Genomic DNA, 19,992 nt, shown 5'->3' with positions numbered 1-19,992 from the left:
GCCCTGAAGGGGCGGACCGGTGCAGCGTGCCGGCCTTCGCCCTGGGAAGAGTTCCATGAAGTTCCGTCACGCCGTCGCCACGCTCGCGGCCATCGCCGCCCTTGGGACGAGCGCCTCCGCCCTGGCCTCGCCGGGTTCGGAAAAGCTGGATAAGGTCGCCGTCGACTTCGTGCGCCTGACGCTGGAAGCCGGCGAGCGCGAGCCGGGCTATGTCGACGCCTATTACGGTCCCAAGGACTGGCAAGCCGCCGCCAAGGGGTCGCCGCGTCCGGTCTCGGTCCTACGCAAAGAGGCCGACCGGCTGCAAGCATTGCTGGCCAAGATTCCGGACGAGGGCCTCACCGCCGACCAGCGCCGCCGCAAGCTATTCCTGAAGGGCCAGGTCAAGGCCGCCCAGACGCGTCTGGCCATGATCGCCGGCGACAAGTTCAGCTTCCAGGACGAGGCGGAAGGCCTGTTCGGCGTGCGGCCCGTGATCAAGCCGCTGAAGGCTTACGACCCGATCCTGGCGCGGATCGACAAGCTGGCGCCGGGCAAGGGCGACCTGGCCGCCCGCGTCGACGCCTTCCAGGCAGGCTACGTGATCCCGACCGACCGGCTTGAGCCGGTGATGAAGGCCGGCATCGCCGCCTGTAAGGCCAAGACCGAGGCGCACATCAAGCTGCCCGAGGGCGAGCGCTTCGATCTGTCGTTCGTCACCAAGAAACCCTGGAGCGGCTACAACTGGTACCAGGGCGGGGCCCATAGCCTGATCGAGATCAACACCGACCTGCCGATCTATATCAGCCGCGCCTTGGACCTGGGCTGCCACGAAGGCTATCCCGGCCACCACGTGCTGAACGCCCTGCTGGAAGAGAAGCTGACCAAGGAAAAGGGCTGGGTCGAGTTCAGCGTCTACCCGCTGTTCTCGCCGCAGTCGCTGATCGCCGAGGGCAGCGCCAACTACGGCATCGAACTGGCCTTCCCAGGCAAGGCCAAGACCGACTTCGAGCGCGACAAGCTCTATCCGCTGGCGGGCCTGGATCCCAAGACGGCGGCGGCCTACGGCGCGCTGATGGACGCCAAGGCGGCGCTCGCCCAGAGCGAGCTCACCATCGCGGCGGCCTATCTGGACGGCAAGATGAGCAAGCCCGAGGCCGTGAAGGCTCTGGCAAAGTACGGCCTAAGCTCGACCGCGCGAGCCGAGAAGCGGCTGTCCTTCATCGAGACCTATCGCGCCTACATCATCAACTACAGCCTGGGCCAGGACCTGGTCCGCGCCCACGTCGAACGCGCGGGCAAGAGCGAGACGGCGCGCTGGAAAGCGATGGAGCGCCTGCTCAGCGAGCCGACGACGCCGGCGGATTTGGCGAGATAGGCCTCGCAACAGCAAGAGGCATCGTGATGACGTTCGACGCTCCGGCGCTGATCCTATCGTCCGCGACGGCGGCCATCGGCCTTTTTTCAGCGGCGCAGCTGGGTCTGCGGCGCAACTGGCGGACCGCACCGACGACGGCGCTGGCGATGTTTCTGCTGCTGAGCGGTCTATCGGGAATCGACCTGCTGTTGGACCGCACCGGAATCTATGCCGCCCATCCGTGGACGACCGGCATTCTGTGGGCGCTGTCGCTGTTCCAGGGACCGTCAATCCTGGCCTATGTGCTGGCTATGACCGGCGAACCGGAACGCTGGACGCAGGTCCGCGTCTGGCGGATCGCTTGGCCGGCCGGGGTCGCGGCTTTACTGGCTTCGCCGTTCTTCCTGCTGCCCGCCCCGACGCGACTGGCGGTCTACAGTGGCGCAGGGGTGGGGACGGACGTGCTGGCCGGCGTGCTCCAGCTCGTCTTCGTCGCGCTGTTCCTGGGGGTCACCCTGGGTTACCTAGCCGCCGCCCTGGTGGTGCTGAGCCAGCACGTGCGGCGCGTGCGGGACCTTTTCTCGAACCTGGAGGATCGGACGCTGAGCTGGCTGCGAGCGCTGGTGCTGCTGATGCTGACAGCTTGGGCCTGGGGCGCGGTCAAGTCGGTGCTGGCGATCGGCGCGAATACTTCCTGGCTGGACGTCGCCGCCGCCGCAGTCGAACTGGGCTGGACCGCCGCCATTGGCCTCTTCGGCCTGTCGCAGAAGCCGATCTATAGCCAGGAAACTGAGACACCCAACGTCCTGCCACCGGCCGAGAAGTACGCCCGCTCGGCGCTACCCGAGGCCCGCCAGGTGGAGATCGCGGCCAGGCTGGAGCAGGCCATGCGCGCCGAGCACCTGTATCGCGATCCGCTGCTGTCGCTGAGCGCCCTGGCCGGCCGCGTGGCGATCACGCCCAACCACCTGTCCCAGACTCTGAACGATCACCTGGGCCAGAGCTTCTTCGACTACGTCAATCGCTGGCGGGTCGAAGAAGCGGTGGGGCGGATCAAGGCCTCGGACGAACCAATCCTGGCCATCGCCTACGACGTGGGCTTCAACTCGCGCTCCACCTTCAACGCCGCCGTCAAGAAGCACGCCGGACAGCCGCCCAGCGCCTTCCGGCCCTGATCGCGCAACGTCCGAACCGTCAGGCTCGGAAGCGCTGAGGCTTCGAGCCTACCCGTCCGGACGACGGCGAGCGGCTGCCCCTTCATGACCGTGACTATCCTGCTCATTGCACGAGAACAGTCATGATCCGCTATTTAGCTATCGCCGCCTGCGCCCTGGTCCTCACGCCCTTCGCGGCGCGGGCCCAGGAGGCCGAACAGCCGCCCGAACGCCTCTTCCTGCTGGGGGCCGGCGTCTATGCAACCACCAACCCCTACGCCTCCGCCAAGAAGAAGACCCAGACCGGCGCGCTGCCGCTGTTCGTCTATCAGACGCAGCGGTTTACCGCCGACCTGTCGGGCTTGGCGGTCACCGCCTGGAGTAGCGACCATTTCAAGCTGGAAGGCCGGGTCGCGCCGCGCTTCCAACTCGTCGATCCCAAGGACACGCGAGACTTTTCCTTCCTACAACGCGACGCTGGCGTTGATCTGGGCGGACGGCTCAGCGCCGCCGCTGGTCCCGCCACGCTGAGTTTGGAATATCTGCGCGATGTCACTGACCAGGCCAAGGGTCAGGAAATCAACCTGGATCTCGCCTTGTCGGCCAGCCCGCTGGAAAAGCTATCGGTCGATGTCGTCGCCGGCGTTTCATGGAAGGACGAGAAGCTCGCCACCTGGCTCTACGGCCTGCGCGAGACGGAAGCCGGCAAGCTAAGCGCCTTCGAGTACGGCCGCACGGCAAGGGCCCCGTCGGGTGGTGTGTTGGTCCCCTCGCTGGGCGTCCAGGCCCGCTACCAAGTCACCGACCGCCTCTTCGTGATCGCCGCCGCCGAGGTCGAACTCTTCGACAATGACATCACCGATAGCCCGCTGATGGCCAAGGACCATGCCAGCAGCGGCTTTGTCTCTGTGGTCCGTCGGTTCTAGGGCCAACGCCATGCGATCGCCCTTCGTGCCGATGTACTTTCCCGCGCGCTTCGCCGGACCCGCGCGCCTCGCGTGGGACAGCTTCAAAATTCTTCTGATCTGGGCTGCGGCGACGGGGCCAATGGCTATCCTCGCGTGGGGCGTCGCACCGCAACTGATCAGGCCCGACGATCCAATGCCTGGCCTGGTCTTCTGGCGATTGGTTGTCGCCGGAATGGCGTGGCAGTTGGTCCTGTCGCTGCTCATCCTAAAGCTGGAGGGCGTCCCATTCCGTCCTTACGCCTTGGCGCGGCGGCTTTGGCTGACAAGCCCGATCTGGCGACCGAGCGGAGAGCCGATGGTGCTGGCCTTCCTGTTGGTCCCAGCCTTCGTCGCGCTGGGCTTCGTCGGCGATGATCTGGTGACGCGCATCTTCCAGGCCACGCCGATTGGGTTGCATCTGCTGGAGATGGCCCCAGCCTACGCCGACATAAGGACCCTTGATGTTCCGGCCGCGAGCGGTCGTTGGGATATCTTGGGTTTGGCGCTCGTCTCCAGCCTCTTCAACTACCTGCTCGGCGAGGCGCTGCTCTTCCACGGGGTGCTGCTGCCGCGCATGGAGAAGGCTTGGGGTCGATGGGCCTGGCTCGGCAACGGCCTCCTCTTCGCCGCCTACCACGCCCACAAGTTCTGGCTGATGCCGGGCCTTGTCATCAGCTGCCTGTGTTACAGCCTTCCCGCCCAGGCGTTCCGGAGCAACTGGCTGGCCGTGCTCATCCACGGACTCGAGGGCGTTGTCTTGATCGTCGCGGTCACGGCGGTGATCCTTCAACCGTGACCCTTAAGCCGCCTCGACCCCGAACTGCAGGCGGGCCAGGCGGGCGTAGAGGCCGCCCTTGGCGAAGAGTTCGGCGTGCGTGCCCTGCTCGACCACGCGGCCCTCCTCCATGACCACGATCCGGTCGGCTTTCAGCACGGTGGCCAGGCGGTGGGCGATGACCAGGGTCGTGCGGCCGGCCATGGCCGCGTGCAGAGCCTGCTGAACGAGGCGCTCGCTCTCGGCGTCGAGGGCGCTGGTGGCTTCGTCCAGCAAGAGGATCGGCGCCTCGCGGGCCAAGGCGCGGGCGATGGCCAGGCGCTGGCGCTGGCCGCCAGACAGGGTCTTGGCGCGCTCGCCCACCGGGGTGTCGAAGCCCTGCGGCAGGGCCGACAGGAAGCCCGAAGCCTGGGCGGCCTCGGCGGCGGCCTTCAGGTCTTCGTCGGAGGCGTCGGCGCGGCCGAAGCGGATGTTGTCCAGCGCCGAGCCCGAGAACAGCGGCGAGTCCTGGGCGACCAGGGCCATGCGCGCGCGGACCTCGGCGGGGTCGGCGTCGCGCAGATCAACGCCGTCAAGGCGGATTGAGCCCGCCTGCGGGTCATAGAATCGCAGGAGCAGCCGCAGCACGGTGCTCTTGCCCGCGCCCGAGGGGCCGACAAGGGCGACGGTCTCGCCAGCCCTCACCGACAGGTCAAAGCCGTTCAGGGCCGGCAGGTCCGGGCGGCCGGGATAGGCGAAGGTGACGTTCTCGAAGGCGATCTCGCCGCGCGCGGGAGTCGGCAGCGGCTTGGGAGCGTCCGGCGCGGCGATGCCGGGCCGGGCGTTCAGCAGGTCGGAGATGCGGTCCATGGCGCCCGAGGCCTTCTGGACGTCGCCCCAGACCTCGCCCAGCGCCCCGATCGAGCCAGCCGCCATCACCGCCAGCATGGCGAACTGGGCCAGGGTGCCGCCAGTCATCTCGCCGGACATAACAAGGCGCGCGCCGGTCCATAGCAACAGGGTGATGCCGCCGAAGGCCAGTATGATGACCATGCCGGTCATGGTGGCGCGCGTGACGATCCGCTTGACCGACGCCTTGTAGGCCGCCTCCACCGCCCCGGCGAAGCGGGTCGAGGAGGCCTTTTCACGGCCGAAGGCCTGCACGGTCTCCAGAGCGTCCAGGCTCTCGCCGGCATAGCCGACGGCGTCGGCAAAGCGGTCCTGCGCGGTGACGGTCAGTTTGCGAACCCTGCGGCCAACCAGGAACATCGGCGCCAGGATCACCGGCACCATCGCCACGATGAAGCCCGCCAGCTTGGGCGAGACCACCGCCATGTAGCCGAGGCCGCCGACCAGGCTGAGGATGTTGCGCAGGGCGATCGAGGCCGATGCGCCGACCAGCTGCTCGATCAGCGAGACGTCGGTCGTCAGGCGCGACAGCACCTCGCCGGTGCGGGTCTTGAGGAAATATTCCTGATCCAGCGTCAGGGTGTGGCGATAGAGCGCCCGGCGCACATCGGCCACCACGCGCTCGCCCAGCCGCGTAATGAAAAAGAATCGCAGGGCCGTCGCCACCGCCAGCACCATGGCCACGGCGCCGAGACCGACGAAGGCGCTATTGATCGCCGCGCCCTGGCCCTTGGCGAATCCGTGGTCGATGACCTCCTTGAAGGCCGCCGTGAGGCCCAGGGTGGCGCCCGTCGAGAACAGCAGGAAGAAGGCCGCCGCCAGCCCATCGCCCTTGTGGGCGGCGACAAACGGCAGCAAGTGGGCAAGGGGACGGATGTCCTTGCGGCGCGGCCGCCGGGCTTTCGCTTCAGCCATGCCCTGGACCAATTCCGCCCCCGCGCCGGGGCGGCCTTCGGCCTTTTGGTCGCCGGCGGTCACGTCGGTCATCAACAGTCCCTTGCCAAAATCGCGCGCGTTCTTTATAGCCGCGCGTCTTCGAGGGCCACCCCGCGCGTGCGCGGTTTGGCGCTTACCCCATTCTCACTCGCCGGCTTAGTCGGTCTGGATCGCCGCCATGAAACAAGACATTCACCCCGACTACCACTTCATCACCGTCACCCTGACCGACGGTTCGAGCTACAAGACCCGCTCGACCTACGGCAAGGAAGGCGCGAACCTGGCGCTGGATATCGACCCGCGCACCCATCCGGCGTGGACGGGCGGCAACGCTCAGCTGATGGACCGCGGCGGCCGCGTCTCGCGCTTCAACGCCAAGTTCGCCGGCTTCACCGGCAAGAAGGCCTAAACACCCTTCTCGCCGTAAGGGCGACGAAAAGCCGGCTCCGCGCATCGCGGGCCGGCTTTTTCTGTGTCTGGACGTCTGTTTCCTTCTCCCCTTGCGGGAGAAGGTGTCAGCGAAGCTGACGGATGAGGGGTCGATAAACCTTTCGGACAGCGTAGCGTAACCCCTCACCCGACCGCCTCCGGCGGCCACCCTCTCCCGCAAGGGGAGAGGGGCTATTCCTCCTCCGGCTCATACGGATCATCACCGCGATCGCGCATCAGGTCGGTCGCCGTAAAGTCCAGCGCGTCCTCGGCGTCGTCGAAGCACAGCTCCGACACCGTCTGGTCGCGCACCGAGATTCCGGCCTTGTGGGTGCTCTCCGGATCGCCGGTGATCAACGGGTGCCATTGCGGCAGATCCTTGCCCTCATGCAGGCGCCGGTAGGCGCAGGAGCGCGGCATCCACTCCAGATCCTCAATATTGTACGGTGTCAGCTTGATGCAGTCCGGCACTGTCTTCTTGCGGTTCGGATAGTCCTTGCAGCGGCACAGGTGCTCGTCGAACAGTTGACAGTGGACGCGGGTAGGCACGATCTCGCCGGTGTCCTCGTCCTCGAAGCGGACCAGGCAGCACAGGCCGCAGCCGTCGCACAGGCTCTCCCATTCGGGAACAGTCATCTCGGCGAGCGTCTTGGTTCGCCAGAAAGGTTTGCTTGAACTCATGGCCTCGTCCTAAACCCGAATGATCCGGCGACCAAACAGAGCCTGACCGTAACCGTGACCGACTCGACGCCGCCGACCGACGAGACCCCACCCCCGGAGGCCCCCACGCCGGCGTCTCAGCCTGCCGAAAAGCCGCCTGAGGCCCCGCTGCGTTTCGAGACCAAGCCGGCCAAGCCGCGTAGCGCCTGGCGCGTCTGGGCCTGGGTCCTGGGCGGGCTGCTGGCCGCGATCCTGGTCGCCGCTCTCGCCACCGCCAGCGGCGCCTATGTCGTCTGGTCCAAGTACCTCAAGGACACGCCCCAGCTGCCGCCGCGCGAGGCGCTGTTCGCCCTGAACCGCGCACCGGCCATCCGCTTCGAGGACCGCTACGGCCAGGTGATCGCCACGCGCGGTCCCCGCTATGGCCGCCGGGTCACGGTCGGCGAGCTGCCACCCTACGTCTCCCAGGCCTTCCTGGCCGCCGAGGATCGGCGCTTCTACCAGCACGGGCCGATCGACGTGCAGGGCGTCTTCCGGGCGGCCTGGATCAACTGGCGGGCCGGCCGCACGGTGCAAGGCGCCTCCACCCTGACCCAGCAGCTGGCCAAGGGCATGTTCCTAAGCCCCGACCGGGTGCTCAAACGCAAGCTACAGGAGATGCTGCTGGCCTGGCGGCTGGAGCAGGTGCTGACCAAGGACGAGATCCTCGAGATCTACCTGAACCGCATCTATTTCGGCGCCGGGACCTACGGCCTGGACGGCGCGGCCCAGACCTATTTCGGCAAGTCGGCCAGCCAGCTGACCCTGTCCGAGGCGGCCCTGCTGGCCAGCCTGCCCAAGGCCCCCTCGCGCCTGGCCTTGAACCGCGACATGGAGCGCGCCCTGGCCCGCTCGCGTCTGATCCTGGCCAATATGCGCGCCGAGGGCTGGATCACCGTCCAGGAGGAGCGTGAGGCGCTGGAGGATCGGCCCGCCCTGTCCCCCATCGGCCAGGACGAGGGCGATTTCGGTTGGGTGCTGGACTACGCCACGGCCGAGGCGGTCAAGATCGCCGGCTCCAATGCCCCGGACCTGGTCGTGCGCCTGACGATCGACCCGCTGCTGCAGCGCGAGGCGGCCGAAACAATCCGTCAAACCATCGCCGTGGACGGACCCGTCTCAGGCGTCTCGCAGGCGGCGCTGTTGTCCTTGTCGGCCGACGGCGCCATCCGCGCGATGATCGGCGGGACGGACTATGTCGAAAGCCCCTTCAACCGCGCCATCCAGGCGCGCCGCCAACCCGGCTCGACGTTCAAGCCGTTCGTCTACGCCGCCGCCGTCGAGCGCGGTGCGCTGCCGACCGACATCCGCGTCGACGAACCCGTGACGTTCGGCGACTGGACCCCGGAGAACTATGGCGGCGAGTATCGCGGCCCGATGAGCATCGAGCAGGCCCTGATCGCCTCGACGAACACCATCGCCGCCCAGCTGGGGAAGGAGGTCGGCGGAGCGGCGATCGGCGAACTGGCCCGCCGCTTCGGGATCACCAGCCTGCCAGACGCGCCGGACCTGTCGGTGGCGCTGGGCTCGTACGAAGTGAACCTGCTGCAGCTGACCTCGGGCTTCCAGGTCTTCCAGCTGGGCGGCGTCCGGCTGGAGCCCTACCTCATCGAGTCCGTCGGCACGCAAGGCGGTCAGGAGATTTGGGCCCACCAGCCGCCCGCCGCCGAGCGCCGCGTCTACGACATTGGCCACGCCAGCATCATGGTGCGGATGATGGAGAAGGTGGTCACCGAGGGCACCGCCCGCCGCGCCGAGTTCGGCCGTCTCGCCGCCGGCAAGACCGGCACCAGCCAGAACTGGCGCGACGCCTGGTTCGTCGGCTTCACCCCCGACTACGTCACCGGCGTCTGGGTCGGCAATGACGACGAGCGGCCGATGAACAGGGTGGTCGGCGGCGACATCCCGGCGGCGGTCTGGCGGCGCTTCATGGTCGCGGCCCACGCCTCCCTGGCGGTCAGCGACTTCCCGTGGCTGCTGGACGATCCCGTGGCCGAGACCAAGCCCGACCCGCGCAACGGCTTCTACGAGACCCTGGCCGCCGAGCTCGCCCGGACCGCGTCGGAGCGGGAGGGCGCGGGCGGGGATAGCCTGCCGGAGCCATCATCCGCGCCACGCGACTAGGCGGGCGCTTCAGGCGCGTTCTCAGCCGCGCTGAGCGGAGAGCGGAAGCAGCGCCCGCTCCACCGCCGCCATCGCGTGCAGGGTCGTGGTGTCGAAGACCGGGACGGGGCTGTCCTCTTGACCGATCAGCAGCATGATCTCGGTGCAGCCCAGGATGATCGCTTCGGCGCCGCGCTCGACCAGGCGCGCGATCACCGCCCGATAGGCCTCGCGCGAGACGTCCAGGACCCGACCGGCGACCAGCTCCTCGTAGATGATCCGATGCACGGCGGCGCGGCCCTCGGCGTCGGGCGTCAGCACGGTCAGGCCGTGCTTCGCCTCCAGACGACCGCGATAGAAGTCGTGCTCCATGGTGAAGGCCGTGCCGAGCAGCCCCACCCTGGACAGGCCCGCCGCCGTGATCGCCTGGCCCGTCGGGTCGGCGATGTGCAGCAGCGGGATACGGACCGCCGCCTCGATCGCGTCGGCCTCGCGGTGCATGGTGTTGGTGCAGAGGACGAGAAAGTCGGCGCCGCCGGCCTCCAGCGCCCGCGCGGCATCGGCGAGACGCCGGGACAGCTCGGGCCATCTTCCCGCGTGCTGCAGGCGCTCGATCTCGGCGAAGTCGAACGACCACATCAGCGTCCGCGCCGACGCCACGCCGCCCAGCCGCAGGCGCACGGCCTCGTTGATCAGCCGATAGTACTGGGCCGAGCTTTCCCAGCTCATGCCCCCGATCAGTCCGATCAAGGCTTGTTCGGTCATGGCGAGCTCCGCGCGGTGGACGCGACGCCCTCTAGCAGGCCGGAGCGCGCTAAAGAACCTCCCGCCGCGCCAGATGCAGAACCGCGACGATCAGAGCCAGCAGGCCCAGGCCGCCACCCAGCGCCAGGGCGGTCTCTACGCGCCAGGCGTCTCGCGCCAGCATGTTCATCGGCATCTGCCAGGGGAAGAACACCCCCTGCTTGGCCGAAGTCGCGACCACCGAGAAGAAGGTCCCGCCGATCCCCAGGGCCAGGGCCGGGACGAAGCTGGAGAACCGCAGCGCCGCCCACAGCTGGATGGCGATCATCAGCAGGGCGGCGGCCACGATCTTGCCGTTCAGCAGAAGCGCCTGGGAGACATCGAGCGCCCCCGTCGGCGCCACGGCGGGCTTCAACGCCGCCGCGCCGGAGATCGCGGCCCAGGCGATCAGTTGGTTCAGCAGGGTCATGACCGCGACCAGGGCCACCACGCAGATCGCCTTGGCCGCGTAGAGCTTCCAGCGCGCCACGGGCAGGGCGCGCAGGTGGTCCCAGGCGCGTGGAGCGTGCTCCATCTGGGCGACCAGGGCCGTCAGGGCGGTGACGCTCATCGGCAGCATGAAGAAGGCCCAGATCCCCGTCGACGCCTGAAGCAAGTTCTCCCAGGACGAGGGGTGCTTGTTCCGCAGCAGGACGAAGAACGTGAAGAAGCCGATCAGGGACGGCGCGGCCAGCACCAGCACGGCGGCCAGGGATCGGTTCAGCTTGCGCAGTTCGACAGACAGGACGGCGATCATCAGGCGGCCTCGGTTTGGAGCGAACGGGAACCGGCGACGCGGCGATAGATGTCCTCCAGGGACTGTTCGCGCGGGCCGATGGCGAAGACGGACGCGCCGCTCTCGACCAGCAGGCGGGTGATGGCGGCGGCGGCCTGGTCAGCGTCCTCTCCGGGCCGGAGCGCGACGGTCAGGCCCGTCTCGGCGGCGACGGGCGAGCGGCCCTGCGCCAGCAGCAGGCTCACGGCCCGCGTATCGTCGCCGGTGCGCACGATCAGCTCTGGAGCGAGGTCCGCCTTCAGCCGCGCCAGCTCGCCCTCCAGCACCAGGCGGCCATCGTTGACGACGCCTACGTGGGTAGCGGTCTGCTCGATCTCGCCCAGCAGATGGCTGGACAGCAGCACCGTCGCGCCCGTGCGCTCGGGCAGGCTCTTCAGGAAACGGCGCATGTCGGCGATGCCGTCGGGATCGAGGCCATTGGTCGGCTCGTCCAGCAGCAGAACGGGCGGGGCGCCCAGCATGGCGCGGGCCAGGCCCAGCCGCTGGCGCATGCCCAGGGAGTAGCCGCCGACCTTGCGGCCCGCGTCGGCGCGCATCTCGACCACCTCAAGCACCCGCTCGACCTCGGTCGCGCCCAACCCCAGCAGGGTCGCCGTCAGCGCCAGGTTCTCGCGACCGGTCAAGTTGCCGTAGAAGCCGTGCGCCTCCAGCAGGGCGCCGATCTTGCGCGCCGCGGCCATCCGCTGACGGGCGACGTCCAGGCCAAGGACACGCATGCGACCGGCGGTCGGCTTCAGCAGGCCCAGCACCATCTTCATCGTGGTGGTCTTGCCCGCGCCGTTCCGGCCCAGGAAGCCGTAGACGGCCCTCTCAGGCACGGTCATGGACACCCCGTCAACAGCCAGACGCGCGCCAAAGCGTCGGGAAAGGCCTTCGGTCTTTATCGCGGCGATCATGCTTCAGCGCCCCTCGATCTTTAAGTTAGATATAAAGTTGCGAGGGGTCGATCTTTAAGTCAAGATTAAAGAACGGACAGGATCCCGCACAGAGAAAAAGCCATGCCTCAGCACGACATCGACCGCTTTCGCCGCCGGTGCGGCCAGTTCCGCTGGCTGGCCGTGGTCATGGTGATTGGCGTGGGCGCGATATTGGCGCTCTTCGGGGTGTTCTACCCGATCGGTTGGGCGCTCACCTTCAAGTCTCATCGCTTGGCGCCTAACGCGCTGAGCGTGATCGCCTGGAGTTTGCCAGCGGTCTGCTACCTGTTCGGGGTCTGGTCGATCGGTCAGGCGCTGGGCGAGGTGTCCAAAGGCCGACTGCTCCAGGCCGCGCTGCCCGGAGCGATGCGCAAGGTCGGGATCTCGCTGGGGATCGGCGGCGTGATCAGCGTCTTCGTCGTCACCAACCTGATGAGGCTGGCCGGTCAGACCAAGGGCGGCTATCTGAACTTCGACGTGGCCGGCATGACGCTGGGCATGATCGGCGGCGCGCTGTTCCTGCTGGGACGCGTCATGGACCAGGCGCTGGCGGCGCAGGCCGAACTCGACGAGATGATCTGATGCCTGTCCGCGTCACTCTGGACGCCCTGATCGTCGCCAAGGGCCTGAAGGCGCGCGACCTGGCGGCGGAGGTCGGCCTCAGCGAGACCCAGCTGTCGCTGTTCCGCTCGGGCAAGGTCAAGGGCATCCGCTTCCGCACCCTGGCCCGGCTCTGCGCCGCTTTGGACTGCAAGCCGGGCGACCTGCTGGACTATGCGTTCAACGCCGATGACCTGAACGCGCCGGAAGAGGCGGACTGAGCCGCCCGCCAGTCCTCCGCCGTCTGGCCCCACATCTGGGTCTGTCCGGCCACATCCATGGGCGGCGGCAGGGTGACCATCTCGACGAGGCGAGAGCCCAGCCTCTGAGCCACGGCCTGCGACGGAAGATTGTCGGGGTGGATCATGTGGCTGACGAAATCCCAGCCCAGTGTCTCGAAGACATGCTCAAGGCATGCCCTACCCGCCTCGGTCGCGTAGCCTTTGCCCCAAGCCGAGCGATGGAACAGCCAGCCAACTTCCGGCGCAGGCCAGCCTTCCGGACGCCAGGGACCGACCCGACCGACCCAGCGCCCCGTCGCCTTCTCGATCGCCGAGAACTGACTAAAGCCCAGCAGAGACCACATGCCGACCACCTGGGCCAAGGCGCGCCAGGCGACGCTTCGCGGCATCGCGCCGCCCAGATAGCGCATACAGTCCGGGTCGGTGTGGAACTCGGCCCAGCCGGCGTCGAAGTCGGCCTGAGACGGCATGCGCAAGATAAGCCGTTCGGTCTCGATCGTTGGCCTCATGCGCATCCCCCTTTTATGTCTTGCCGGATATGTATTGGCCCCGTCTAACTTGGCGCGGGGTTCCATCTTGAGTTCACCATGGGCGGATTTGATTATCTACGGCTGATCGCCGCGATCCTGGTGGTGGCTCATCACGCCCGGGTTCTGGATGGCCGCCCGCCAGCCATGATCGGGACCAGCCTGGACCTGGGCGCTCTGGGTGTCGGCGTCTTCTTCGCGATCAGCGGCTATCTGGTGGCGGGCAGTCTGGCGCGGACGCCCAGCCTGGCGACCTTCCTGGCCAAGCGCGCCCTGCGGATATTCCCCGGCCTGCTGGCGGCGCTGCTGGTCACAGCCTTCGTCATCGGTCCGGTGAGCACTATGTTGAAGGCCAGCGACTACCTCTCCGCGCCCGAGGTCTATGGCTACGTTCTAAGGAACCTGACGCTGTACGCGGTGACCTACGACCTGCCCGGGGTCTTCATGAGCGTCCCGCTGGCCGGCGTCGTCAACGGCTCGCTCTGGACGCTGCGGCTGGAATTCACGGCCTATCTGGCGCTCGGCGCGCTGGGCGCGCTTCGCCAGGCGACGCCGAAGGTCCTGACCGTCCTGGCGCTGGCGGCGGCGGCGGGCTCCATCGCCATCCACGCCCTGGGCCTGGACGCCCACAGCGACCTTTTCCGCATGGCCTATCTAGCCGGAACCAATGGCTTCCTGTTCCTGAGCGGCGCGGCGCTAAAGGCCAGTGACTGGCGAGCGCCGTCCTGGCTGACGATCGCGACCGCGCTCCTGTTGAATACCCCGCTGTGGTTCCTGGGCCTGCCGCTGATCGTGCTTCGCCTGGGGATGATCGAGGCGCCGAAGATCCCGGCGGACCTGTCGTACGGCCTCTACATCTACAGCTTTCCGCTGCAGCAGATGCTGGCTCAGCATGGGCGGCTGGACCTCGTGACTTCTCTGGCGGTCGCCCTGCCCTGCGCGGCGCTGTCCTGGTTCCTGGTCGAGAAGCCGGCGCTACGGTTGAAGGCCCGACTGACCCAGGCCCCGCCTCGCTACGCCCTCAGTCCCGCAGCGGCCGCAGGCGATTAACGTGGCCCATCTTGCGGCCTGTGCGAGCCTCGCCCTTGCCGTAGAGATGGACGCGGGTCTCGGGCTCGGCGGCCAGCTTCTTCCAGGCCTCGACATCGGCGCCCAAGAGGTTGGTCATCTCGACGTGATGGTGCGGCTCCGTCGGCCCTAGCGGCCAGCCGGCGACGGCGCGGATATGCTGCTCGAACTGGTCGACCTCGCAGCCGTCCTGGGTCCAGTGGCCAGTGTTGTGGACGCGCGGGGCGAACTCGTTGACCAGCAGCTTGCCGCCGGAAAGCTCGAACAGCTCCACGCCGATCACCCCGACATAGTCGAGGGCGGTCAGGATCTTGGCGGCGATAGACTCGGCTTGATCGCGGGTGGCGGGCGTGATCTTGGCCGGCGCCACGGTGCGGCGCAGGACGCCACCCTCGTGGTGGTTCTCGCTGACCGGATAACAGGCGATCTCGCCATCGCGGCCGCGCGCGGCGATGACCGACAGTTCGCGGCCGAAGTCTGCGGGAGCCTCGAGGATCGCCGCTTGACGGCCGATGCGGTCGAAAGCGGCCTCGGCCTCGCTGGCGCGCTGGATCCAGGCCTGGCCCTTGCCGTCATAGCCCTCGCGGCGGGTCTTCAGCAGCGAGGGCGCGCCGATGCGGGCCACCGCTTCGGCCAGGCTCTCGCTGTCGTGGACGGGGGCGAAGGCCACGGTGGGCACGCCGATCTCGGCCAGGAAGCTCTTTTCCGCCACGCGATCCTGGGCCGCAGCCAGGGCCTTGGCGCCGGGCGAGACCATCGCGCCAAGCGCCGTCAGCTCGGCCACCGTGGCGGCGGGAACGTTCTCGAACTCGTAGGTGACGACGTCGCAGGCCTCGGCCAAGCGTTTCAGGGCCCAGCGGTCGTCGTAAGACGCGACGATCTGGCGGGCGGCGACGCGGCCGGCGGGCGAGCCCTCCTCCGGATCCTGGATCACCACGTCGAAGCCAAGGCGAGCGGCGGCCAGCGCCAGCATCCGGCCCAGCTGTCCGCCGCCCAGGATGCCGATGGTCGAGCCGGGGACCAGGGGAAACTCAGCCATCACTATACCTTAGTCCTCGACGCTTTCGGCGACGCTATCGGTCTGGGCGGCGCGGAAAGCGGCCAGGCGCTGGGCCAGGCTCGCATCCGACAGGGCCAGGATTTGGGCGGCCAGCAGGCCGGCGTTCTTGGCGCCCGCCTCGCCGATCGCCAGGGTGGCGACGGGGATACCGCCGGGCATCTGCACGATCGACAGCAGCGAATCGAGACCCGACAGCGCCTTGGACTGCACCGGCACCCCCAGCACGGGCAGATTAGTCATCGAAGCGGCCATGCCCGGCAGGTGCGCAGCGCCGCCCGCGCCGGCGATGATCACCTTGTAGCCGGCCTTTTCCGCGCCCGTGGCGAAGTCGAACAGGCGCTGGGGTGTGCGGTGGGCCGAGACCACCTTGGCCTCCCAGGCCACGCCCAGGCTGTCGAGCGCATCGGCGGCGCCCTTCATGGTCGGCCAGTCCGAACGGCTGCCCATGATGATGGCGACGGGCGGGGTGGTCGAAGGCATCGGCGTCATCCCGTTGATGAAAGCCGCCCCGTATGCGGGCAGCCCCCTCCGCGCAAGTCCAAAACGTCACCAAACGCCTCAAAGTCGAAGGGAGGCGGCGTCGGCGGAGCTCGGCCGCGCGGATCGCCAGTTTGTGGAGGCGTCGGCCCATAGACCAGGGCGTCCGTTTCGGACCGCCGGGCGCTTGGACAACCGAAGATCGTGCGACCTTATCGCGCGGCGACCGCGAGTCATTCGCAGACTATGCTTTTCAGGGTCTGTTAAGCATGGCGGCGCGGGGCGGATGCAGAAAATTCTGATCGCCGAGGACGATCCCGTCCTGTCGATGATCTACGAGATCACCCTGACCGAGGCGGGTTTCGAGGTGCTGCTGTGCCATGACGGCCTGGAGGCCTTCGAGGCGCTGGCCGGCTTTTCCCCCGATCTGGTCATCACCGACCATTCGATGCCGCGTATGAACGGCGGGGACCTGATCAGCGCCGTCCGGCGCACTTGCCCCCACGCCGCGACCCTGATGGCCTCAGGCGTCGACACCCGCTTGCTCAGAGCCGACCAGCACGCCGACGCGCGCCTGGAAAAGCCGATCACCCCAGGGCGGCTGCTCGATACGGTTCGGGCGATCGAGGCGGCGCGGGCCGCGATCTGACAGAAGTTTAAGCTGACCCGGACCGCCCGCCCAACCTAGTGTGCGGCTAAGTTCCGGGGGAGCTTTCCTTGATCCGCAAATGCCTCGCGGCGACGTTGGTCGCCTTGATAGCCACGCCGGCCCTGGCCGCGACGCCGCCCGTCGACGCCTATGCCGTCTCGCCGGTGGTCGAGAACGGCAAGATCGCCGCCCTATCAGTGACGATCACCCTGCCCGCCGACGCCGATGGCGAAACCCGCCTGCGCCTGCCGGACGCCTGGGGCGGCGGGGAGAGGCTTTGGAGGTTCATCAAGGACCCCGTCGTGAGCGGCGGCGCGCTCTCGACGCCGGATGAAAAGACCTGGGTGATCCGGTCAAAGCCCCGCGCGCCCCTGAAGGTGCGTTATCGGGTGGTCAGCGCCTATCAAGGCGACCCGCCGCTGGATGGTCCCAACTATGGCCAGCCGATCATCGGGCCCGACGGCTTCTATGTGATCGGCCACACCCTCTTCGCCACGCCGGAGGACCGAGGCGCAGACCAAGCGAGGTTCGCCTGGGACCCGGCCGGTTCACCCCTCCGCCTCGCGACCGACCTGACCGCCCTGAGCAAGGCGCCGGGCTCCATCGAACGGCTCGGCCCCAGCGTGCTCATGGCCTATCCCGACCTGGTCGAGGTAGAGCGCGACGTCGACGGCGCGCCGCTACGCGTGGCCATGCGAGGCCAGTTCGGCTTCGATATCCAGGCCTTCGCCGACATGGCGGCGCGGTCGATCCGCGCGGTCCGGACGTTTTGGGGCGACGGCCGCGAGCCTTTCCTGATCACCCTGGCGGGCCAGCCCTCGCCGCCGGGCTGGGTCTCCTACCGCGGAACGGGCCTGGGCGACGCCTTCGCGGTCATCTCGACCCAGAACGTCAAGCTGGACGACTATCGCCTGTTCCTGACCCACGAGTACCTGCACACCTGGAACGCACAGCGCCTGGGCGGCGCGATCGAGGGCCCGAACGAGCCTAGCGGCTACTGGTTCAGCGAGGGGTTCACCGACTACTACGCGCGCCGGCTGGGGCTGCGTTCGGGCCTGGTGAATCTGGAGGCTTTCGCCGCCGCCTGGAACGAGTCTCTCGACGCCTACGCGACCTCGCCCGCTATCACCGCCAGCAACGCCGAGATCGTCGCCAAGTTTTGGAACGACAAGGCCGTTCAGAAGCTGCCGTACCAACGCGGCGCGCAGCTGGCGGTGCTGATGGACGGCAAGCTGAAGACCAAGGGCGGCCTTGATCGGGTCATGCTGGCGCTACGCGACCGTGCGGCCAAGACGCCACCGGGGTCTCGTCCCCTAGGCGCCGGGAACCTGTTCCCCCGCGTCGCGCGGGAGGTGGCGGGCGTCGACGTGACACCCGAGATCGAGCGGTTCATCACCAAGGGCGAACGAATTCTGCTGCCGGCCGACGTCTTTGGCGGCTGCCTGACGGTGGAGACCCTCACGCGCCCGACGTATCAGCTTGGGTTCGATCTGGCCGCTACGGGCAAGGCGCGGATGGTCGCGGGCGTCGATCCAGCCGGCCCCGCCTACGCGGCGGGCCTCCGCGATGGGATGAAGTTCCTGGGTCGTCAGGGGGGCAAGCCAGGCGACGGCTCGGTGGAGATCGGCTTCGCGGTCGAGGAGAGCGGCAAGCCGCGCGTGATCCGCTTCCTGCCCAAGGGGACGGGCGAGGTCACGGTCCAGAAGGTGGTGATTCCCGCGAACCTGACGCCCGAGGCCCGCGCCGCGTGCGTGAAGGCGGTCGCTGGCTAACTACGCGATGATGTCCGGCGTCAGCTGGTCTTCCAGACGGATGATCTCGTCCTTCAGGATCAGCTTCTTCTTCTTCAGGCGGGCGATCTGCAGCATGTCGGGCTGGTAGCGCTCTTCCAGGGCCTGGATGGCGTCGTCGAGATCCTTGTGCTCCTCGCGCAGGTCGGCGAGGCGGCGTTCGATCGCGATGTCGGAGTCGTCCGACGGATCGTCGTCGTTCATGGACATGATCTCAGATGGGCCCGTTAGAAAGATAGATGGGAAAGGCTGACGACCGGTAAAAGCGCTTAAGCTGCCTTATTTTCAAGGGCCTTGGCCAGCTGCTCCAAGGCGGCCCGGCGCGGCGGGTCGCCGGAGGCTTCCGCGGCGGCGACGAGGCCGTCAATCAGCGAGGCCGGCGAACCGGCTGGGCCGGTCAGAGCCTCCAGGCTTTCCAGCAGCACGCGCTCGCCCTGAAGCTCCACGGCCTTGACCGCGTCGCGCAGCGCCTCCTTGGCGGCGTCGTCCACGGGCGGGCGCGGCGGCTTCAAGGCCCGGCGCACGCCCCGCAGTGGCGCACCGACCTCGGCGTCCCAGGCGCGCATCAGCCGAGCGGCCTCCTTGAGGTCCGCCGAGCGCCCCTCGCCGGCCGCCCAAGCGGCCCACAACAGGTACGGGACGTTCTGGCCGTGGCCGTCCTGCAGGTTCAGGCACGCCTCCGCGACAGGTTGTCGCGCATAGACCTCTAGAGCCCAGTCCCAGATCCGCATCGGCGTTAACCTTCGTCCCCTTGGGCGCCCTTGCCGGTGATCGTTTCAAGGTCCTCGCCCCAGCGCTTCACCGGCCGCCAGGACAGGTCGAAGAGGTCGAGGACCCGGCCCACCGACTGGTCGACCATCTCGGCGATCGAGGCGGGCTTGGCGTAGAAGGCCGGCAGCGGCGGCGCGATCACCGCGCCCATCTCGGCCAGCTTGGTCATGGTTCGCAGGTGGCCCAGATGCAGCGGCGTCTCGCGGACCATCAAGACGAGGGTCCGGCGCTCCTTCAGCGTCACGTCGGCGGCGCGGGTCAGCAGCGAAGACGTTACGCCCGTGGCGATCTCGCTCATCGTCCGCACCGAGCACGGCGCGATGATCATGCCCAGCGTGCGGAACGAGCCCGAGGCGATCGAGGCCCCGACATCGGCCGCGCGATGGACCACGTCGGCCTTGGCATTGACCTCGGAGACGGTCAGGTCTGCCTCCTGCGCGAGCGTCAGCGCCGCAGATTTGGACAACACCAGGTGGCTCTCGACGCCTAGCTCGCGCAGCGCATCCAGCGTCCGCAGGCCGTAGGCCACGCCCGAGGCCCCCGTGATGCCGACCGTCAATCGCGCCGGTTCCCTTGGGCGATCAACGGTCTTCGAAACGTCGGTCATGGTGAATGTTCGTCCGTCATGGGAGCAAAAACGGGCCCGTCAAGCGCCGCCGATTGCAATCATATGTGATCTGACAGCGTCGCGCAGCGGGTGTTCACTTTCCTCTCCAACAGCAAGGAGCCGAGAGCCATGGCCATCGAATCCCGTATCCGCGAGCTTGGGTCCCGTCACGAGAACCTCGACCGCAAGATCCAGGAGGAGACCAATCGACCGGTTTACGATGCGACGCTGCTTCGAGAGCTGAAGCGTCAGAAGCTTAGGCTGAAGGAAGAGATCGAAGGCCTTAGGGCTCGAATGCACTAGCTGCTCGTCATAGCAGCCGAAAAAACGAGAGGCCCCGCTCCGGCAAGGAGCGGGGCCTTTGTTTTTCGCGCCGTGAAAACCGTCATTCCGGGCGAGCGTAGCTGAGACCCGGGACCACCGGATGCGCTAGCGCTT

General features: G+C 67.9%; 22 protein-coding genes and 1 pseudogene. 12 read left to right on the top strand and 11 right to left on the bottom strand.

Annotation, left to right across the window (positions count from 1 at the left end):
- The first annotated feature begins 55 nt into the window (after positions 1-55).
- The 4 genes from CSW59_RS16090 to CSW59_RS16075 all read left to right on the top strand — a co-directional run bounded on the left by CSW59_RS16090 (position 56) and on the right by CSW59_RS16075 (position 4,233).
- Positions 56-1,357, top strand: coding sequence for a hypothetical protein (locus CSW59_RS16090; protein ID WP_099444982.1), 1,302 nt, complete (start codon positions 56-58; stop codon positions 1,355-1,357).
- 26 nt (positions 1,358-1,383) lie between these two features.
- A complete protein-coding gene (locus CSW59_RS16085; RefSeq protein ID WP_099444981.1) occupies positions 1,384-2,511 on the top strand; it encodes an AraC family transcriptional regulator in 1,128 nt (375 codons plus the stop codon).
- Between the two features lie 122 nt (positions 2,512-2,633).
- Positions 2,634-3,416 carry a MipA/OmpV family protein gene (locus tag CSW59_RS16080; RefSeq protein ID WP_099444980.1) on the top strand — a complete coding sequence of 261 codons (783 nt, stop codon included), beginning with the start codon at positions 2,634-2,636 and terminating at the stop codon, positions 3,414-3,416.
- Positions 3,417-3,426: 10 nt separating this feature from the next.
- Positions 3,427-4,233, top strand: a complete 807-nt coding sequence (locus CSW59_RS16075) for a CPBP family intramembrane glutamic endopeptidase (protein ID WP_201722823.1) — start codon at positions 3,427-3,429, stop codon at positions 4,231-4,233.
- Between the two features lie 3 nt (positions 4,234-4,236).
- On the opposite strand, the gene CSW59_RS16070 is transcribed toward CSW59_RS16075, so the two are convergent.
- Complete coding sequence (locus CSW59_RS16070; RefSeq protein ID WP_201722822.1) at positions 4,237-6,090, bottom strand: ABC transporter transmembrane domain-containing protein; 1,854 nt, start codon at positions 6,088-6,090, stop codon at positions 4,237-4,239.
- A gap of 124 nt (positions 6,091-6,214) precedes the next feature.
- Between CSW59_RS16070 and rpmE the strand changes: the two genes are divergently transcribed.
- Positions 6,215-6,445 (top strand): 50S ribosomal protein L31, encoded by a 231-nt coding sequence (rpmE, locus tag CSW59_RS16065; RefSeq protein WP_004616338.1) that lies wholly within the window; start codon positions 6,215-6,217, stop codon positions 6,443-6,445.
- A gap of 212 nt (positions 6,446-6,657) precedes the next feature.
- On the opposite strand, the gene CSW59_RS16060 is transcribed toward rpmE, so the two are convergent.
- Positions 6,658-7,146, bottom strand: coding sequence for a YcgN family cysteine cluster protein (locus CSW59_RS16060; RefSeq protein WP_099444977.1), 489 nt, complete (start codon positions 7,144-7,146; stop codon positions 6,658-6,660).
- Positions 7,147-7,200: 54 nt separating this feature from the next.
- Between CSW59_RS16060 and CSW59_RS16055 the strand changes: the two genes are divergently transcribed.
- On the top strand, positions 7,201-9,288 hold the full coding sequence (locus tag CSW59_RS16055; protein WP_099444976.1) for a transglycosylase domain-containing protein: 2,088 nt from the start codon (positions 7,201-7,203) through the stop codon (positions 9,286-9,288).
- 21 nt (positions 9,289-9,309) lie between these two features.
- Here CSW59_RS16055 and CSW59_RS16050 read toward each other — a convergent pair whose 3' ends face one another.
- The 3 genes from CSW59_RS16050 to CSW59_RS16040 are packed head-to-tail and all read right to left on the bottom strand — an operon-like array spanning position 9,310 to position 11,742.
- Positions 9,310-10,032 (bottom strand): aspartate/glutamate racemase family protein, encoded by a 723-nt coding sequence (locus CSW59_RS16050; protein ID WP_099444975.1) that lies wholly within the window; start codon positions 10,030-10,032, stop codon positions 9,310-9,312.
- Positions 10,033-10,081: 49 nt separating this feature from the next.
- Positions 10,082-10,807, bottom strand: coding sequence for an ABC transporter permease (locus CSW59_RS16045; protein ID WP_099444974.1), 726 nt, complete (start codon positions 10,805-10,807; stop codon positions 10,082-10,084).
- The gene (locus CSW59_RS16040) at positions 10,807-11,742 is read right to left on the bottom strand and encodes an ATP-binding cassette domain-containing protein (protein WP_099444973.1); all 936 of its coding nucleotides are present in this window, start codon (positions 11,740-11,742) and stop codon (positions 10,807-10,809) included. Before CSW59_RS16040 ends, CSW59_RS16045 begins: the two co-directional genes overlap by 1 nt.
- Positions 11,743-11,844: 102 nt before the next feature.
- Here CSW59_RS16040 and CSW59_RS16035 point away from each other — a divergent pair, with 102 nt between their 5' ends.
- A complete protein-coding gene (locus CSW59_RS16035) occupies positions 11,845-12,345 on the top strand; it encodes a DUF2975 domain-containing protein (RefSeq protein WP_099444972.1) in 501 nt (166 codons plus the stop codon).
- A complete protein-coding gene (locus CSW59_RS16030) occupies positions 12,345-12,584 on the top strand; it encodes a helix-turn-helix transcriptional regulator (RefSeq protein WP_099444971.1) in 240 nt (79 codons plus the stop codon). The genes CSW59_RS16035 and CSW59_RS16030 overlap by 1 nt, the downstream gene beginning before the upstream one ends.
- Here CSW59_RS16030 and CSW59_RS16025 read toward each other — a convergent pair.
- On the bottom strand, positions 12,536-13,114 hold the full coding sequence (locus tag CSW59_RS16025; RefSeq protein ID WP_099445277.1) for a GNAT family N-acetyltransferase: 579 nt from the start codon (positions 13,112-13,114) through the stop codon (positions 12,536-12,538). The two genes, CSW59_RS16030 and CSW59_RS16025, sit on opposite strands and share 49 nt — an antisense overlap.
- A 78-nt stretch (positions 13,115-13,192) precedes the next feature.
- Here CSW59_RS16025 and CSW59_RS16020 point away from each other — a divergent pair, with 78 nt between their 5' ends.
- On the top strand, positions 13,193-14,182 hold the full coding sequence (locus CSW59_RS16020) for an acyltransferase (RefSeq protein ID WP_099444970.1): 990 nt from the start codon (positions 13,193-13,195) through the stop codon (positions 14,180-14,182).
- On the opposite strand, the gene CSW59_RS16015 is transcribed toward CSW59_RS16020, so the two are convergent.
- Entirely contained in the window at positions 14,154-15,239 is a 1,086-nt protein-coding gene (locus CSW59_RS16015; protein ID WP_099444969.1) for a 5-(carboxyamino)imidazole ribonucleotide synthase, read from the bottom strand. The two genes, CSW59_RS16020 and CSW59_RS16015, sit on opposite strands and share 29 nt — an antisense overlap.
- A 9-nt stretch (positions 15,240-15,248) precedes the next feature.
- Entirely contained in the window at positions 15,249-15,740 is a 492-nt protein-coding gene (gene purE, locus CSW59_RS16010; RefSeq protein ID WP_099444968.1) for a 5-(carboxyamino)imidazole ribonucleotide mutase, read from the bottom strand.
- A 283-nt stretch (positions 15,741-16,023) separates the two neighbouring features.
- Between purE and CSW59_RS16005 the strand changes: the two genes are divergently transcribed.
- A complete protein-coding gene (locus CSW59_RS16005; RefSeq protein ID WP_099444967.1) occupies positions 16,024-16,386 on the top strand; it encodes a response regulator in 363 nt (120 codons plus the stop codon).
- Between the two features lie 107 nt (positions 16,387-16,493).
- Entirely contained in the window at positions 16,494-18,158 is a 1,665-nt protein-coding gene (locus CSW59_RS16000) for a M61 family peptidase (RefSeq protein ID WP_369825790.1), read from the top strand.
- Here CSW59_RS16000 and CSW59_RS15995 read toward each other — a convergent pair whose 3' ends face one another.
- From CSW59_RS15995 to CSW59_RS15985, 3 genes and pseudogenes are all read right to left on the bottom strand, one after another.
- Complete coding sequence (locus tag CSW59_RS15995; RefSeq protein WP_201722838.1) at positions 18,159-18,389, bottom strand: YdcH family protein; 231 nt, start codon at positions 18,387-18,389, stop codon at positions 18,159-18,161. It lies immediately after the preceding gene.
- A 56-nt stretch (positions 18,390-18,445) separates the two neighbouring features.
- Positions 18,446-18,956, bottom strand: a pseudogene (locus CSW59_RS15990) (TIGR02444 family protein).
- Positions 18,913-19,554 (bottom strand): UbiX family flavin prenyltransferase, encoded by a 642-nt coding sequence (locus CSW59_RS15985; RefSeq protein WP_099444965.1) that lies wholly within the window; start codon positions 19,552-19,554, stop codon positions 18,913-18,915. The pseudogene CSW59_RS15990 and the gene CSW59_RS15985 overlap by 44 nt, the downstream one beginning before the upstream one ends.
- A gap of 129 nt (positions 19,555-19,683) precedes the next feature.
- Here CSW59_RS15985 and CSW59_RS15980 point away from each other — a divergent pair, with 129 nt between their 5' ends.
- Positions 19,684-19,857 carry a YdcH family protein gene (locus CSW59_RS15980; protein ID WP_099444964.1) on the top strand — a complete coding sequence of 58 codons (174 nt, stop codon included), beginning with the start codon at positions 19,684-19,686 and terminating at the stop codon, positions 19,855-19,857.
- Positions 19,858-19,992 lie beyond the last annotated feature (135 nt).

Origin of the sequence: Caulobacter sp. BP25, from assembly GCF_002737755.1 — a bacterium.
In the GTDB taxonomy this organism is placed as follows: domain Bacteria; phylum Pseudomonadota; class Alphaproteobacteria; order Caulobacterales; family Caulobacteraceae; genus Caulobacter.
Note: the sequence above shows the minus strand (reverse complement) of the source record. Positions and strands in the feature narration are given on the sequence as shown.